General features: G+C 57.4%; 15 protein-coding genes and 1 pseudogene. 8 read left to right on the top strand and 8 right to left on the bottom strand.

What is annotated here, in order from left to right; genetic code table 11:
- The first annotated feature begins 68 nt into the window (after window positions 1-68).
- The 4 genes from PSOLE_RS17745 to PSOLE_RS17730 all read left to right on the top strand — a co-directional run bounded on the left by PSOLE_RS17745 (window position 69) and on the right by PSOLE_RS17730 (window position 2,260).
- Window positions 69-1,184 carry an extracellular solute-binding protein gene (locus PSOLE_RS17745; protein WP_074858852.1) on the top strand — a complete coding sequence of 372 codons (1,116 nt, stop codon included), beginning with the start codon at window positions 69-71 and terminating at the stop codon, window positions 1,182-1,184.
- A gap of 85 nt (window positions 1,185-1,269) precedes the next feature.
- Entirely contained in the window at window positions 1,270-1,512 is a 243-nt protein-coding gene (locus PSOLE_RS17740) for a hypothetical protein (protein WP_074858855.1), read from the top strand.
- A gap of 8 nt (window positions 1,513-1,520) precedes the next feature.
- Window positions 1,521-1,931, top strand: coding sequence for a hypothetical protein (locus PSOLE_RS17735; RefSeq protein ID WP_084344052.1), 411 nt, complete (start codon window positions 1,521-1,523; stop codon window positions 1,929-1,931).
- A complete protein-coding gene (locus tag PSOLE_RS17730) occupies window positions 1,931-2,260 on the top strand; it encodes a hypothetical protein (protein WP_074858861.1) in 330 nt (109 codons plus the stop codon). The genes PSOLE_RS17735 and PSOLE_RS17730 overlap by 1 nt, the downstream gene beginning before the upstream one ends.
- A 117-nt stretch (window positions 2,261-2,377) precedes the next feature.
- Here the strand turns inward: PSOLE_RS17730 and PSOLE_RS23860 are convergent, their stop codons facing one another.
- The 3 genes from PSOLE_RS23860 to PSOLE_RS17720 form a co-directional block, all read right to left on the bottom strand.
- On the bottom strand, window positions 2,378-2,614 hold the full coding sequence (locus PSOLE_RS23860; protein ID WP_139204966.1) for a hypothetical protein: 237 nt from the start codon (window positions 2,612-2,614) through the stop codon (window positions 2,378-2,380).
- Window positions 2,615-2,720: 106 nt separating this feature from the next.
- Window positions 2,721-5,891: an Eco57I restriction-modification methylase domain-containing protein gene (locus PSOLE_RS17725; RefSeq protein WP_074858865.1), complete on the bottom strand. Its 3,171-nt coding sequence runs from the start codon at window positions 5,889-5,891 to the stop codon at window positions 2,721-2,723.
- Between the two features lie 7 nt (window positions 5,892-5,898).
- Window positions 5,899-6,117 (bottom strand): DUF6471 domain-containing protein, encoded by a 219-nt coding sequence (locus PSOLE_RS17720; RefSeq protein WP_074858868.1) that lies wholly within the window; start codon window positions 6,115-6,117, stop codon window positions 5,899-5,901.
- A 119-nt stretch (window positions 6,118-6,236) separates the two neighbouring features.
- On the opposite strand from PSOLE_RS17720, the gene PSOLE_RS17715 reads away from it, so the two are divergent.
- Entirely contained in the window at window positions 6,237-7,244 is a 1,008-nt protein-coding gene (locus PSOLE_RS17715; RefSeq protein ID WP_011911811.1) for an IS1595 family transposase, read from the top strand.
- On the opposite strand, the gene PSOLE_RS17710 is transcribed toward PSOLE_RS17715, so the two are convergent.
- Window positions 7,238-7,675 carry a hypothetical protein gene (locus PSOLE_RS17710; protein WP_011911810.1) on the bottom strand — a complete coding sequence of 146 codons (438 nt, stop codon included), beginning with the start codon at window positions 7,673-7,675 and terminating at the stop codon, window positions 7,238-7,240. The genes PSOLE_RS17715 and PSOLE_RS17710 overlap by 7 nt on opposite strands.
- Here PSOLE_RS17710 and PSOLE_RS17705 point away from each other — a divergent pair.
- From PSOLE_RS17705 to PSOLE_RS17695, 3 genes are all read left to right on the top strand, one after another.
- Window positions 7,674-8,255, top strand: coding sequence for a hypothetical protein (locus tag PSOLE_RS17705; RefSeq protein ID WP_169713336.1), 582 nt, complete (start codon window positions 7,674-7,676; stop codon window positions 8,253-8,255). The two genes, PSOLE_RS17710 and PSOLE_RS17705, sit on opposite strands and share 2 nt — an antisense overlap.
- A gap of 89 nt (window positions 8,256-8,344) precedes the next feature.
- On the top strand, window positions 8,345-9,232 hold the full coding sequence (locus PSOLE_RS17700; RefSeq protein ID WP_074858871.1) for a TonB C-terminal domain-containing protein: 888 nt from the start codon (window positions 8,345-8,347) through the stop codon (window positions 9,230-9,232).
- 123 nt (window positions 9,233-9,355) lie between these two features.
- On the top strand, window positions 9,356-10,441 hold the full coding sequence (locus PSOLE_RS17695; protein ID WP_084344051.1) for a site-specific integrase: 1,086 nt from the start codon (window positions 9,356-9,358) through the stop codon (window positions 10,439-10,441).
- Window positions 10,442-11,296: 855 nt separating this feature from the next.
- Here PSOLE_RS17695 and PSOLE_RS17685 read toward each other — a convergent pair.
- From PSOLE_RS17685 to PSOLE_RS23855, 4 genes and pseudogenes are all read right to left on the bottom strand, one after another.
- Window positions 11,297-11,848, bottom strand: a complete 552-nt coding sequence (locus PSOLE_RS17685; protein ID WP_074858880.1) for an Arc family DNA-binding protein — start codon at window positions 11,846-11,848, stop codon at window positions 11,297-11,299.
- Window positions 11,849-11,855: 7 nt separating this feature from the next.
- On the bottom strand, window positions 11,856-12,698 hold the full coding sequence (locus PSOLE_RS17680; RefSeq protein WP_058151442.1) for an alpha/beta fold hydrolase: 843 nt from the start codon (window positions 12,696-12,698) through the stop codon (window positions 11,856-11,858).
- A 63-nt stretch (window positions 12,699-12,761) separates the two neighbouring features.
- Entirely contained in the window at window positions 12,762-15,356 is a 2,595-nt protein-coding gene (locus tag PSOLE_RS17675) for an autotransporter family protein (RefSeq protein WP_074858883.1), read from the bottom strand.
- Between the two features lie 132 nt (window positions 15,357-15,488).
- Window positions 15,489-15,613: pseudogene (locus tag PSOLE_RS23855) on the bottom strand (IS1595 family transposase); the annotation flags it as partial.

Genomic DNA, 15,613 nt, shown 5'->3' with positions numbered 1-15,613 from the left:
TGAATGGAAGCATTCGAGAGGACGCCTTTATTCTCCGATGAACTCACAATTCACCTCGGAGAGTGCTTGTGTTCAAGAAGAAAGCGTCAACAACGATTCTGGCTGCCGTAATTATGGCCATCGCGGGCACAGTTAGTGCCGGCCAAGAAATCCACGTAGCCAACTGGAATGACTACATAGACCCAGCCCTGCTCGCACGATTTGAGAAAGAATCGGGAATTACGGTCCACCACAAGACCTACGAGACTGGGGAGGAAATGGTAGCGCTCATAAAGTCGAGTGATCCACTCGATGTAGTGGTGCCTGCTACCGATACGCTCCAGGAGCTGATAAGTGGGAGCCACATTAGGCCTTTCGACGCATCGAAGATCGAAGGCTTCTATGATTCGCAGCCGCTGATCCGCAGCCATCTTTTTCGCCAAGACCCAACATTGAGCTACGCAGCCCCGTATTTCTGGGGGCGCGTCGGCGTGCTACTTGATCGTGGTAAGGCAGAGGCAGCGCTTGGGCGCCCGATTGAGCAAACCTGGGGCCTGATGTTTGACGAGGCATCAGTTCAAAAGCTCAGCTCATGTGGTGTCAGCATTCTTGAGGGGCGCGAAGAAGTCTATTCGCTGATCATGAACTACAAGGGTCGTAGTCTTGATTTCGCCACGAAGCGCTCACTTGAGGAAGTGGATCAGTCGTTGACCTCCTTGAAGCCACACTACGCGATGGTTGATAGCGCGGCCTACATCGAGGCAATTTCAGAAGGGAAACTCTGCATCAGCATGGCTTGGGAAGGCGATGCCCGTGCGCTAATCAAGGATAATCCTAATCTGGAGTACATCCTGCCTGATGAGGGCACGATGTTCTTTCTCGACACTATGGCGATCACATCGAAGTCGCAGAATTATGAGGCTGCGCGGGAGTTCATCAGCTTCTTTATGCGCAACGACGTGGCCCAGCAGAATGCTGAGTACACGCTCTACAACACCCCAAGCGAGACAGCGCTGGCTGCCATGAAAGCTAATGCAGGAAGCACGCAAGCGACGACCCTCTACTGGGATAAGGGCGTCCATGTTTTCACATACAAGGCACCGCGCCCAGAACTGGAGAGTAAGTTCCGGGATACCTGGAGCCGCTTCGTAGAGAAACCACATAAGGTTGCGAGCACAACTGATACAGCAGGCGTTATGAATTGATGAGCGCCACGGGCAACGCCTGTGGATAGCGAGCATTCGAGCAGCTGTTAGGCTGCTCGCCTTTTACCCAAAATCAGGAACACCCATGTCCATTGCTAACCAACCCGTAGACTTCATAGCTGCATCACTAGCTGACGCTGACTCAGCGTTCGTTGATGACTTTGTGCAGAACGGGCCAATTCCAGGTGGTGCTGAGGGTGCTTACCGTTATCTGCTTGCAGTCGCTCTGCGTAAGAAGACAGCACCTGAATTAGCCGCTGAAACGGGTGTAAGCGAGGCGGTTGCCGGGCGCCTGCTGGAATGGCTCGAAAAAGGGACCAAGGAATGACGGACAGCATGAGTGCAATAGTCAGGGTATCCCGCGAAAAGGTTGATGAGGCGATTCGTGCTATGGCCTCTATCAACAGTGGAAATGCACATCAAATTAAAGTCCCGCAGGACGATGAGCCGGTGTATTGGCAGCGGCGTGAGTGGGTCAACTGGGCAGTTCAGGTAGGCAAAGAGCTTGCTGCTGATGTAGCCAAGATGAATGATCTGCCTTCGGATACGAAGCATGCTGAAATGGCGTACCTGCCTGTAGACGCTATAAGCCTGCTCAAGATTTGGCAAATCCATCTAGGTTCCTGCCGCGAGAGTTGCGACGAGTCTGGAAAGGAGCTTTGGGATCGTATCAATGCTGCCATTGAGCGTGCCCAACCCGCATGCGCTTATCAGGTGCAGGATGTTGCTCTGAGCAAGGGGGTCTAATGTCACGTCACACCATTGATCTTCCCTCCACCACTTCGGCTGGCCGAGCAATCGTTGTAATAGGCTTTCAGGTGGGCGTAAGTGGTCCTCACTACTTTTGCTACCTGTTCGACGCAACTGATCCCATGACAACCCCGCTGTGGAACTCTTTGTTTGCCCCAGGTTACGGGGAGGTTCAGGAGGCGGACGGTTTCGATGAAGTGCTCCAGAAGTGGGGTGTGCAACTGCCCGATTTTTTGAAGCGAGCGTTGCGTGAGGACTGGGTAAAAACTCAGCTCAACACCGAATACTGCTGGCAAGCAGACGGTAGCTTCGACCAGATTCGCTGAGCAGCGATATTCACTGACAGATTGCGCAAAACCGGAATTATGTAGCAAACGCACAAAGTCAGAAGCCCGCAAAATCGCGGGCTTTGTGCATTTAATGAGGGGCTGAATCCATCGCAGTCAGTACGTCCTCTGCGAAATAGGCTGGCCCCCGTCTTGGCGACAAGCCGTGTCCGCTGCATCGACCAAGGCATCAATCGCGTCCGTCAGTGCGCCCGGAGCCGCATAAGACACCGACAGCATCCCATGCTTTTCCTTGATATCCAGCCAATGAAAGCCTTCACGTAGTTCGCCTTGAATCAGCACATCGACATTGGCGCATAGGGAGGAAATATCCGACAGCCAGCTATCCGGCACGCTGTTATCGACTCCCCGTCCTGTTTTGAACTGCTAACGGTAACGATGGCGAATGTCGTCATGTCGCATGCGGCCTCCCTCTTGCACTTCTGTTTGAATGTCGCCGTTACAGCAGCTTACTGCCAAGGTCGCTGATTTTCGCCAGCAGCACCTGCCGTTTAGCCTGATCGTGTTCGGCGTGTGCCTGCTCGACCAGTGCGGCCAGTTCACGGTGCCGTGGGTTCTTCGCGTCGAACTGCGGCACGCTCAGATGCTTGAACACGTTGCCAATTTGGGTCTTGATGACGTGGCTTTCGATGAACTGGCGCACTTTCGCAGTATTCAGCATGCCGCACAGAAAGTACGCCGGTTCTGCCGCATCAAAATCCACAAAGAACAACTTGTGGTCGGGCACGACAACCCGCTCGCCAGCACCCGGTACGGTAGCAGTGGACACGACGGCGGCGCAGAAATCCTTCTGCTCTGCCCATATCACTTTCCATGGCGCGAAGGTATAGTTTCCGACGTTGTAGACGGCGTAGTACGGTGCGTTAGGCATCCGCCCACGATAGGTCGAACGGCGGGCCAGCAGCTCGCGGAATGACGTGAAATAGCGGCCTAACTGTGGCATTTCGGCATCGATCAGCGCTTCGGCACCATCGTACTCTTCCTTGGTAATGCCACGGTTCGGCACCAACGCATACAGTTCGTCTTTCGGGCTAACGTAGCAAGCCGAAAAGTCACTGGCTCCTTTCAGCAACGGGTAGAGCATGTCCGGCTCAATCCAGTGACGCTGCTTTGGACCTATGTTTGTCTTGCCTGCCTCGGGGCGGGTTTCGATCTGCACCAAGTTGCCGTCTTCGCTGACGCGGGTGACGGACACGAAATAGATCCCGTTCAAGTCCACGGTGACGCCTTTGCGGCCCTGCGCCCACTCGCTTTGTCCGGTCAGGCAGGCCATCGAGGCAAACTCCCCAACCGGCAGTACCGCCCACGGAGAGCCTTCACCACCAACGGGGGTGGCCTCTTGCTGGTCAATGATCACGCCGGACAGCGCGGCGGCCTTGTCCAGTGACGCCGAAATGACTTTCTTGGCCCCAGGCGCGGCATTCCACACATAGTAGGGGAGCGGGTAGCTCGGAACACGCGACCGGCTTTTGCTTGCAACGAAAATGGCCGTCTTGTTGGCCGCATCCGGGAAGGGTTTAAGCGACTTGAGGTCGTCTACCGATTCGGGGATCAGGTTATAGCCATCCTTGATGCGGAAGCGCCGGAAGCCTTCCGATGAGGGAGACTGGAACAGGGTCTGCGTGACCAGGAAGGCCAGTTGGCCTTCTTCCTTTAGCCACTTGTCGGACACCGTGTATGAAATCATCGCGGAGATATCCAGCTCGTTACCACCATGGTGCGGCGTACTGGAGAAGATGTCATAGTCGCGGCAGGTTGGCATGACTCGCTCCCGATACAACTCTGGCAGCTTCGACCAACGCACCCACGGCGGATTGCCGATCACCACGTCAAATTCTCCGGCAGTGGCCGACCAGAAAAAGTTGCGCACGATGCGGAACCAGATGCCATTCCAGTTCTTGCGATGCAGATCAAGCACCCGCCCATAGGTTTCCGATAGAGGGAGACGCCAAGAGTCAGCTTCCTCCTGGCTTAACTGGCGACGAGCGATCAACTTCTGTTCAACATCAGGGTAGTCGGTATCTGCTTCGACCAGTTCCCCCATGGTCGAGAACACCGCATCGAGGCGCTTGCGATCCAGCGCCAATGCCGCAGGCAAGGTCACTTTCAGGTTGGCGACCTGGCTACCGATGGTGTACTCCACCGTGTCTTCGTCGCTATCTGGATTGCGAGCGGGCGAATACACCGCATCAGCCAGCAGAACAGGCAGTTCAATGCGAGAGCCAGGGCAGGCTGCCAGTAAGTCGGTAATGGAAATCAGCAGATTGACCCGCGCCGCTTGTACGGCCAAGGGGTTGAGGTCGAAGCCCCACACGCTACGGGTGATATGTTCCAGCGTGGCTTTTTGCGACCAACTCGCCGCTTCGGCCTGTTGGCGAATGCGCTTGATCGTTGCCAGCAGGAATGATCCAGAACCACAGGTCGGGTCGAGGAAGCGCTTATCAGTCCAGTCGGAGACGCCGGTTTTGTCGAGCGTGACCTCTACCAACCAGTCCGGGGTATAGAACTCGCCCAAGCTCTTGCGCAGCGCATCGGGCACCAAGTCTTGGTAGAAGTGTTTGAGCACGTCCCGTGAACGGGCAACGGTCAGATTGTCAGTGCGGTACATCGCCAGGCCAACCAGAACTTGCCGCAGGCCACGGCAGATGTCGGCTCCATGTGCCGGATCGGTAGCAGCGTCGAGATACCAACTGAAAATGGCCTCTTCAACAAACCCCTGAATCCCTGCGCGGCTAAAGAATTCGCCACGTTCGATCTCGGCGGCAATGCGCTGAGTCAGCTCGACATCGCCAAGCACCGAGGCAGCCTCAGCAAAGCCCTTGTAGGCAGTATGGTCGCCAAGCATGGAGACGATTTCGGCACCGAGCAGCTTGATGAGGAGAGAGTCATAGGTGTGAATGACAAATAGTGCGACCGGAATGATGCTGTTGCTTGCTTGCTTGCTTGCTTGCTTACAGGTCAGGTTAAAGCCAATGCTGCGCAAGATGTCATCAACCTGGTTGGCCGACAAGTCGGCCACCTGGCCGTACAGGTGACGCCATTCTTCGAATAGCATCTTGATCTTGTTGGGGCCTTTCGCGGCCAACTGGCTCATGAGCGAATCAGCCAGCGCTTGCATCATGCCCGCACCGGCTGGCGACATGTGGCCGAAATCTTCGATCAGGTTTTCTGGGGTGACTGCACGGCGCTTGGCATCTTTCAGTGCCTGTGCGACCAACGACACCGATGACTCGCAGATCGGCATCAGGTGGCGATGCACAATCTGGTCGTCCTGCATGAAAGCGAAGGCGACATGGCGGCCGTCTGTCGCAATCCCGATGTAATCTGCCGAGTCTTCGCCTTCACTCTCTGAACGGCGCTTGATGTACTTGTCCAGACGGTCGTACACCGCCTCCTTGAAGGCGGGACTGCTGGTCTTTCCGCCAAATAAGCCCGCATTCTTGAATTCGATGACAACACCGTTGTAGTAGGCATCGTTGCGTTCGCGTTCAGCCTGAAATTGCACGCCCAGCGCGCTTTTCAGTTCACTCAGCCAGAGGAATCGTACCTCTTCTTCGGTGACACAGCGTGCTACGCCGCTGGTCAGTCGGTCTGTCAGTTCTTGATACATAGTCGGCTCACAGTCGAATTTCGTTAACGCCCAACGCCTTCATGCACTGCATGAAGAACACGAAGCTGAACGTTCCCCGGTTGATCTTGTTGGCAATGCCCTTGTAGCTCTCGTCTACGCCAATTGCGGCCAGCCGCTGTATCAGCTCCTCGTAGTTCACTCCCGCCAGCACCATCTGCGACTTCAGTAGGTTGGTGGCGCGTTGATTCCAAGTCTGTTCATTCATGGCGACCTCGCTATTTATGAAGAATACTCTACCACAAAAGGGATATTTCCCTAAATATAAGTTCGATAAGGCACAGATATGGCATATAATCCACATATATGTAGAAACGAGTTGCTGCCATGTCACAACACTTCCTGCTCTCCGCCCAAGCTCGCACCCTGTCGCTGCGCAAGATTTATTCGCTCAGCGACGATCAGGCATTCGAGATGTTCAAGCAGAGCTGTTGGGGCCATCACGACGCGATCTGCCCGTGCTGCGGCAGCATGGCCAAGCACTATTTCATCAAGACCCGCCGCCAGTGGCGCTGCCGCGACTGCAACCACACGTTCTCGGTCACGTCCGGCACGATCTTCGCCAGCCACAAGCTGCCGTTGAAGGTCTACCTAGCCGCCATTGCCATCTACTGCAATGCCGTGAAAGGCTTGTCGGCCCTGCAACTGGCGCGTGATCTGGACGTGCAGTACAAGACCGCCTTCGTGCTGGCGCACAAGATTCGGGAGTCGTTGATGGCTCAGCGCGATGAAACCGAACTGGACGGTGAGGTGGAATTGGATGGGGCCTATGTGAACGGGCATGTGCGCCCGAAGAACAAAAAGGCCGACCGTGTGGACCGTCGCTTGGCCGAGAATCAGAAAGCAGATAAGCGCTGCGTGTTCGTGATGCGCTCACGTGCTGAGTCAGGCCAAGGCGGCAAGCGCACTCTGACATTTGTAATGAAGAGCGAACATCAGGCTGGCGTGCTCAAGCTGGCAGGTCGCTTCATTCGCAAGGGAACAACTGTGTTTGCTGACGAAGCGCCAGCCTACGACCCCCTGCACGCTTACTTCCCGACCAATCGCGTCAATCATCAGGTCGAATACCGTTCGGACGATGGAGTGACCACCAACATGGCCGAAAGCTACTTCTCGCGCTTCCGCCGCATGCAGTACGGCCAGGTACACAAGTTCGGCATCATGTACCTGAACCACTACGCCAATGAAGCCGCCTACCGGGAAGACAATCGCCGCATGAGCAACGGCGAGATGTTCTTCGACATCCTGATGAAGTGCGCCGAGACGCGCACCTCGCGAGATTTTGGCGGCTACTGGCAAGGCAACAAGCGCCTGATGGAACATCTGGTTCACTGAGCCAGATCAGCTAGCTTCCACAGATTGCCGGACTCGTTGCGGCCAACCTTCACCAGCAAGCCAGAACTGGCGGCGCGACGCAGCACCGCGTCCAGGCCATGATGAACAGCCTTGAGTGCATCCTCTTCAAAACCCTTGCAGGCATGAATGCGCTGGGCAATCTCGCCGGTGCTACCTTGCCCACCCATCTCGCGCAGCGCCTCCAGCATCAGCCGGTGGCACTCACCATTGGCAAACAGCCGGCTGCTCTGCCGTACTTGCTTGGGTCGGATGGTGCGCAAGTCATACTCTGGGTCGAATAGCTTGATGGTGGCGTCGAGATGCTGCATATCGCCCTGTAGCCGAGCGATTTCGTGCTGATAGTGCGAGATCAGGCCGGAGACTTCCGACCGTTTGGCGACCAAGCCAGAAACTACATGTGATTCAGCCATGAAAATACCCCTGTCCGAGATGGAAACAGGGGTATTTTGGTTTGATCGTGGCAGATTAGTCTTGTGCGTTTGCTACATAATTCCGCGCAAAACGACTATGGGAACTGACACCACTGAGCGCTCGCTTGCGAATGGCGTGAGCGAGGGTTTCTCGAAGAATGAAGTCTTCATCCTGCGAATCAACCCCAGCAGGAAGGTCGCGTTCTACGTCCACGCCTTGATTTTGTACTCCCTGTTCCTGCTTGGGACATTTGGCCAGCAGCCACTCCTGGATTACCTCGAAAAGTCGTCTGAGGCCGAAATGGTCGAAGAACTACTGCCTGCGATGAGGGAGCTTGCTCAGCAGGGAAAGCCAGCTGCTGCGGTGTGGTTGTTGAAGCATGACTGGGAGGCTTCCAAGGCATCCGGGTTCAGTGCAATAACTGACGCGGCGTTGACTGGCGATCCTGAGAGCATGTTCACCTACGGGGTGCTCCAGTACGACCTGGAGCGCTTCGATGTAGGTCGGGTGTGGATTGAAAAGGCTGCTGCCGAGGGGTATCCGACCGCCGTAAGGTTCCTCCAGAACAGTGACAGGTAGTCTCGCTGAGAAACTGCATGCAGTTGGGATGATGAGCTGTATAGGGCCGGCGTAGAGTCGCTGCATCTGGCTTGCGGAGGATGCGCCCCTTGAACGAATCGAAGTTGACCTACATCGCGCTGGCACTTGGTGCCGGCGCACTCGCTGTAAGCGTTGCATCGGCAGTGCTTAGCGCCCTTCCCAACAGCAACAAGATTGCTTCGCTGTCTACCGAGGTGGCTGACCTGCGCAAGCAAAACGTCTCGCTCACCGAACAGCTCGAAATCGCCAACCAGAATCGATCCCGAATTGATGAGCTGGACATAGGCCTGACAGCGATGGCCAACGTCCTGAACATCGACCGCAAGCAGTTGGCCAAGGCCATGATGGCAATGAAGTCTACGGACTCCAAACTGGGTCAAGCGCAGCTGAATAGCGCGACCAGCCCGAAGGCCGCTCAGCCTTCGTCCGTAACTCAGCAGTTGCCCCCAGCCGGCTCCGCTGCTCCAGCCTCCCCTGTAGATCGTCCAGCTCCAGGCGTGACGGAGGTGCCTGTAGTTCCTGTTGGCGCCAGTTCTGGTAAGCAGCCGGCTGGACAGGACTTGGCGCTTGAGGTGGACAACCCATTCGCTGATGCCTCTATCCATGCCGGTGGAGAGATTCCGGCGCCGATAGCAGTTGTACCAGCTGGAGCCCCAAAGCTGACCATCGAGCATGTCGATTCGATCCTGGCCAAGCGTATCTCTGAGAAGTGGTACAAGCCGGCAGGCTCATCGGCAAATCTCAATGCTCTCATCCAGATGAAGATGACTCGCGAGGGCAAGGTCGATTCCGTGGTGCTGACTCGCCCGTCTGGCAACGCTGAATTCGACACTTCTGTGATCAGCGCTGTGAAGTCCATTGGCGCAATTGACGAGGTTCAGCGCCTGTCCGATGCCGACTTCGAAAAGGCCTACGCCAACAGGATCATCCAGTTCACTCCCCAGATGGGCGATTGAGGCCGTCACAGCGGTCCTCGCCTCCCAGTTTCAAGATTGAGGATCGTGCTGGCCTTGCCGGCTGGATACCCTGGCCACGGCGTTATACTCAGCGCACCTATCACTGAGCTGCCTTTGCCCTCCATGAAATCCTCTACAGCATCCATACCCGAAGCACCTGCTAACCCACCTGGGGAGGTGCGCTCGGGTTCCGATGCAGAGGCACTGGCTGCCCGCTACCGTCAGAGCGGCAAGTCTGCCAACACCGAGCGAACCTACAAAACCCACATCAACCACTACCGTTATGTTTGGGGTGGGTTTTTGCCTGCCGGTGAAGACGCTGTTTGCCGGTACTTGGCCACCTATGCGCAGAGCTTGAAAGTGAGCACCCTGCGGCAGCGGTTGTCGGCCTTGTCCAAGTGGCATAAACAGCAGGGCTTCTTCGACCCGACTACCAGCTCTGCGGTCAAGCAGACCATGAAGGGAATTGCCAAGGAGCACCAGGATCGCCCCAAACAGGCATACCCTCTGACGTTCAGGCATTTGCTCGCCATCTGCGACCAGCTCGAAGCCGAGAAAATGGCATCCATTCAGGCGGGCGATCAAGGGGGCATTCTTCGCACTCATCGCGACCTCGCCCTGGTCCTGGTTGGGTTCTGGCAGGGCTTCCGAAGCGATGAGCTGAGCCGGGTCGCCGTTGAGAACGTGAAAGCAAGCCGCACCGATGGGATCAGCATCTTCCTGTCTCACAGCAAGACAGATCGAGACGCAAGCGGGCGCATATACGAAATGCCAGCGCTAAGGGCCTACTGCCCTGCCTCCGCCTATATCGACTGGATTCAGGCCTCTGGCATCACCTCGGGGTTGGTGTTTCGCTCAATCAACCGCTGGGGGCGGTTGGCCGAAACCGGAATCCACAAGCAGAGCATTGGCCACATCATCAACAGAGTGGCTAACGCCCTTTTCCCCGGTGAGCCCCATTTCAGTACCCACTCCCTTCGCCACGGCTTCGCAGACTGGGCGGTACGAGCGGGTTGGGATATGACCATGCTGATGGAGCACGTTGGGTGGCGCTCCATCGAGAATGCCAAAAGGTACATGCCGAAGCGCAAGGATTTTGGAACGCTTGCTCTCAACCAGCCGGTTTTACCAGCGGGTGGCGATTTGAGTAACGCCGGCAGCGCGAACACCCTGCTCTCACATTTCCAGTCGTCGCCAGACAGCGACTGATCCCGGTTCTCAGCTATCAACACATTGGAGTGACAATGGAAGCACAAGCAAAGCTCGATAGGGCAGACGAAAAGAACAAGCGCCTGATTGCTAGTGTGCTCAGAAGCCCTTTCATTCGAGGGATGCACGCGGACCCCGAGTGGCTGATGATGCACGGGAGCCCAGGCGAACGGGCTGCGTTCGTGCGGCTGGCTCGGCGCCGTACTTTCCTCATGCTGGGTGGGGTTGCGCTGATCGTTGCCGTCATTGGATCGTTACCGTCCAAGCCAGTTGCTGCGCCTCCAGCCCCCACCCTTTGAGCCGGCAGGCTCCGTTGTTCGGATACAGCTTCACGAAAGCGCCTTCTCAAGCTCATCCTCGGTTGAGACAACGGAGGGTGTCTTTCAGGTCCAGGGCGCTGTGACTGGTGCATCCGGTGACGTGGCCACGATGAAAACGGTGGATCAGCACGGGGTGGTTAGACGCGAGCTGTGCATCGAGTCCAAGTTCAAGTCTGCGTGCTACACGCTGCTTTAGCGCCGCCTGGATGCCGCTGATTTGTCAGCAGCCTCGAAATCGCCGAGAATGCCCATACGCGATTGCGTAGTCAGTGATCGAGCAGTGGTCATGGATGATGTAGAAAACTCGGTCACAGAACAAAGGCGCCCTATGGCGCCTTTGTTCTTTCTGGGCATCCGAGCCGCACGCCTAATGCTGCGAAGTAACTGCACCATGTTGGGGTTCGCCTGTTAGGTGCGGTCAGTATCATGGCGAAGTACCAACAGATTGGTCCGCAGCCCATAAACACAGAATCACCTTCCTCTGACCTACAGAACCCCTCTCTTGCTCCCCCTTCCGAGCCCGTATCCATAGCCCCTACTGAGGTCCAGTAAGAGCCCACTGCTCCATCGCGATAGAGGCCGCCAGCAGGGCGTACTGCTGGCGCTGAGTGTTGATCCAGTCCACCAGTGCGTCGAGCAGCCATGTATTCATCGACTTGGTGCCGGTGCTCTGCTCAGCAACAGCGTTCACTACGCCCTCACGTATGGTGTCTCGGACGCTGGGCGGAAGCCTCATCACGAACTTTCTCGGGCTCTTGCACTTGGCCAAGTCAAAGCTGGGGACCTCAGCCAGGATTCGTGCAGCTACATCTTCGCCCAGATGCGCCTTGAGGATGTTGACCATTGCGGCGGCTCGCTTCACCCCCGCCAGGGCCTCCAGAACTGCCGCGACTGACTCCGAGTTCAGGCTGCGGCCCTGGTGCCTGCCAATAGCAGCCAGCTCATCGAACAGCTCATCGAAGCCGCGAATCACGAACTTGTCAGCGGTGCGGCTGCTGTACTTTGGCCTCGGCGCAGGGCCAATTCGGGCAGCGGCTATAGCACGCTGCATTGCCGCGATTGCCAATGGATTGCTTAGGCCTTTCATCAATACCTCACTTCACGTTTGAGCCAGGATCAGGCTCGCACTTAACTGGTTTGTCTCGGTACAAGGCCCAGGCTGACTGGAACCCGGAGTAGTGGTCGGCGTCAACGAAGACCGTCTCGCCACAATGAGGCTGGACCTTGAGCATGTAGGCTTGGCTTACCTCTGGTGGAACAACGGTGTCGTTCAAGCCGATCAGGTGTCGCTGTGGTACGGCGGCAAGCCTATCGGCGAAATCGACAGGGGTCATTGACCCTGAAAGCGGCGTCAGGCCTTTCAGCTCAGTCCAAGCCTTCGGATCGACGTTGCCGGCGATGGTTTGCACCAGGGAAACGTCCGTCCGGGTTGCCGCCAACAGCAGTGCGATGGCGCCACCACCGGAATACCCGACCAGCTCGAAGTCTCGCACCCCATATTGGGATTTGAGGGTGTCGAGCACTTCGCTTGCGGCTTGAAGCACGTCCTTGCCGAAGCGATGCGTGGTCCAGAGTTTCTGTTTGCAGTTGGCACCGAGGACAAACTGGCACGGGCGGGCGAGATAGACTGCTGGTGCTGGGTCTGCAACGACCAATCCCGGCACCAAGCTCTTTACTGGTGTCGGGTCATCGCTCACGGTGCGGCTAGTGATCCAGGCGCGGCCATCGCCCTCGATGTACACGCGAAGGCGTTGTTCTTGTCGTGCTGCGGGTTGAAGGGTCTGGATGGTGAACTGCGACGTTTTGACGGCAACCGGCTTTAGACCACTGCCCTCGCTGACTCGCGCTAGGTCCATAGGCTTCATCGCGCACCCGGTGGCCAGAGTAATGCTGGCCAGCAGGCCTGCACGAAAAAGCTGCTTTCGAACTGCATTCATGGGTAGCTCTCCCCTTAAAACAAACCCGCCTCAGAGGCGGGTCTGTTCATCCCAAGCGTGCCGTTAGAAGTCGTAACGGGCCTTGAGGGTCATGGTGTCGGCGTTGAAGTCAGCCTTACGGGTGTAGTCGTAGGATGCGCCGATGGTGTAGTTGCCTTTGGTCCAGTCCAGACCAACGCCAGCTTCGTAGGTCCACTTGGTCGCCGGAGCGCCGGTAGTCGCGAAGGTGGCGCCGCCGAGTGCATAGGCCGAGGTGGTATCAGCCGAGTCCTGGGCGAAGTCGTGGAAGGCCATCAGGCGAGCGCTCGGCTTGAAGTCGCCGTAGACGCCTTCCAGCTTGAAGCCGCCGCCAACGTCGAAGACTTCCAGCGACTGACTGCCGGTGCGCAGCGCGGCCTGGGTGCCCTTCTCGGTGAAGCTGTCGATCTGCACCTTGGCGTAGCGGCTTGCCAGAGTCGGGATCAGGTCCAGGTTCTCGTTCAGCTTGATGGTGTAACCAGCGCTCAGGTCGGCTGCCAGGACATTGGAGTCGTAGTCGCCCTTGGCGCGCTCACCAGCGATGTAGCGCTTCGACTCGTTGTCGCTCTGGCCATAGGACAGGCTACCGATAACCGAGTACGGACCCTGCTCCCACGCGCCGTAGGCAGTCAGGAGTGTGGTGGCCACATCGGTGTCGTTGCCGGTGTCAGAGGAAACATCGGTGCGAACATGGCTCAGGGCGAGGCCCAGAGTGGTCTGCTCGTTCAGCTTGCCATCGGCGCCGATGATCAGGCCGGTGGAGTCGGCGTCGTAACCGGCGATGCCGCCGCGCTCACCTTGGTCGCTGTTGCCGTGCAGCACTTTGACCCACGCGCCGGTTTCGATCAGCGCGTCACCCGAGTTCGCACCCAGCGAAGAAGCACGGCTGCCAATGGCCGAGTTGGTCAGGCCGGTCGCTGCGAGCGAAGCGGATTGCGCTGCACGGTTGGTTTCCGGCTGGAGCTGGCGTGCCAGCTGGCGCAGTTCTGCATCGTTGGCGTTGATGAAGGTCTGATACAGGCTGCTGTTCACCGGCAGCTTGGCCAGCACGCTGTCGATGAAGGCCTTGGTTGCAGCGACGCCGTTGCGGTCTACGCCGGCATTCGCCAGACCTTCACCGGCTTGGCTGCCAGTCGCGAGGCCGATGTTGGCGGTGACGCTGTTGTTCTCGAACGCGACGTTGGTGACGGCCAGCAGAGGGGTCAGGGTCTTCACTTGAGCGCCCAGGTTCTCCAGTTGGTCGGCGCTCACCAGCACGTACTTGGTGCTTTCTTTGGTGAACTGGCCCGGATTGGTGGTCACGCCGATGACGCTACCCTGCTCCAGGGTGAGCTTGCCGTCCACCTCGACGATGGCCTTGCTCGGGTCGGTGCTGTTGTTGACGAACAGGCTCAGGCCGGCACCGTTACGGACGAACATATCGCCAGTCACGTTGGTGACTTCCGCTATGTAAAGCTTGCCAGCGGTCACATCCAGCTTGTTGGCCTCGATCAGCCTTGAGTAGATGGCCACGTTGCCGTTCACGAAGGCATTACGGATACCTTCAATGTCACCGATGATGGTGCCGCCGTTCAGGTGCAGGATGGTTTGGCCGTTGCCGTCGATGGCGGAGTCGCCGCCTTGGATGGTGCCGGCGTTCTGCGTGATGCGGTAGAAGTTGCTGGCGTTGCTGGTTTCACCAGGGCCGGTTTGCAGCAGGTCGTTAGTGACTTTGATGCCCACGCCATCAGCGACAATGGTGCCGTTGTTGATGATGCCTTGGCTCAGGGCGTTGTTGCCGAACGACTCACGGCTCTCGATGCCGATGGAGTTGGCACCTTGGGCGCGGATGGTGCCGGTGTTCAGGATGCGGTTGTAGTCAGAGCGGTCCATGCGGATGGCCACAGCATCGTCGCCGTTCACGTTGATGGTGCCGCCGTTTTCAACGTCCTGGCCGAAGTTGACCATGCTCAGCTCGATGCCGCGAGCATTCTGGCCGGTCACGCTGATGGTGCCGGTGTTCACCACGTCGCGGTCGATGGTGGCGTACTTCACGGTGTCGGTCGGGTCTTGGTCTTGGCCGTCCACCTTGATCCCCGAGGCGTTGCGGGCCTGGACGCTGATGGTGCCTTTGTTGATCACGTCGCCAGACAGTTGGACGTTCTCCAGCATGATGGCTGCTTGTTCATCGACAGGGGCGATGCCGGAAGTGTCGGTCACGTTGATGGTGCCGTTGTTCACCACATTGCCGATGGCGTCGTCGGTCACACCGCTCTGACCGATCACGGTATCTGCGATATTGATGCCGGAAGCGTTGTAGCCGTTGGCATTGATGGTGCCGTTGTTGATGAAGCTACCGCCGATGGCGCCATCAGCGGAATCGTCCTCGATGCCGATGGCATCAACGTTGTTCCCGCTCAGGTTGAAGTTCGCATCGTTCACGAAGTTGCCCGAAATCTGCGGGCCGTCGAAGTCGATGCCGTCTTCACCAGCGTTGCGGTTGGCGGTGCCGGTCAGCGTCATGCTGGTGAAGTTGCCAGTTGCGACTTCAATGCGGGTGCTGCCGCTGACGTTGATCTGACTGGGTGCCGGTGCTGCGTGAGCGCTGGATGCTGCTGCGATTGCCAGTGCCAGGATGGTCTTTCTGCTAATGGTCGCCACGTATCTATTTCCTTCTGGTTACGTCCGATTTCGCCCTGCATCGAGTGGCAAGTGCCGGGCAGATTGCTTTGCGGAACGAATCATAACGACCGTGACGTGGGATTCCACTCCTGATCGGGGCATTTCCTTTGGCTATGTCTGAGTTAACTGTTGCATATCCCTATACCCCAACGCCTCTTTCAAGCAAATCAATGGGTTGAGCTGTGTTTTGTAGCGCTCAAGCAGGCGGCGCCAGCCCAGATAGTTCGTTAGGTACT

Origin of the sequence: Pseudomonas oleovorans subsp. oleovorans (genome assembly GCF_002197815.1) — a bacterium.
Classification (GTDB): domain Bacteria; phylum Pseudomonadota; class Gammaproteobacteria; order Pseudomonadales; family Pseudomonadaceae; genus Aquipseudomonas; species Aquipseudomonas oleovorans.
The sequence above is the reverse complement of the archived record's forward strand: the minus strand, read 5'-3'. Positions and strand labels throughout refer to the sequence as shown.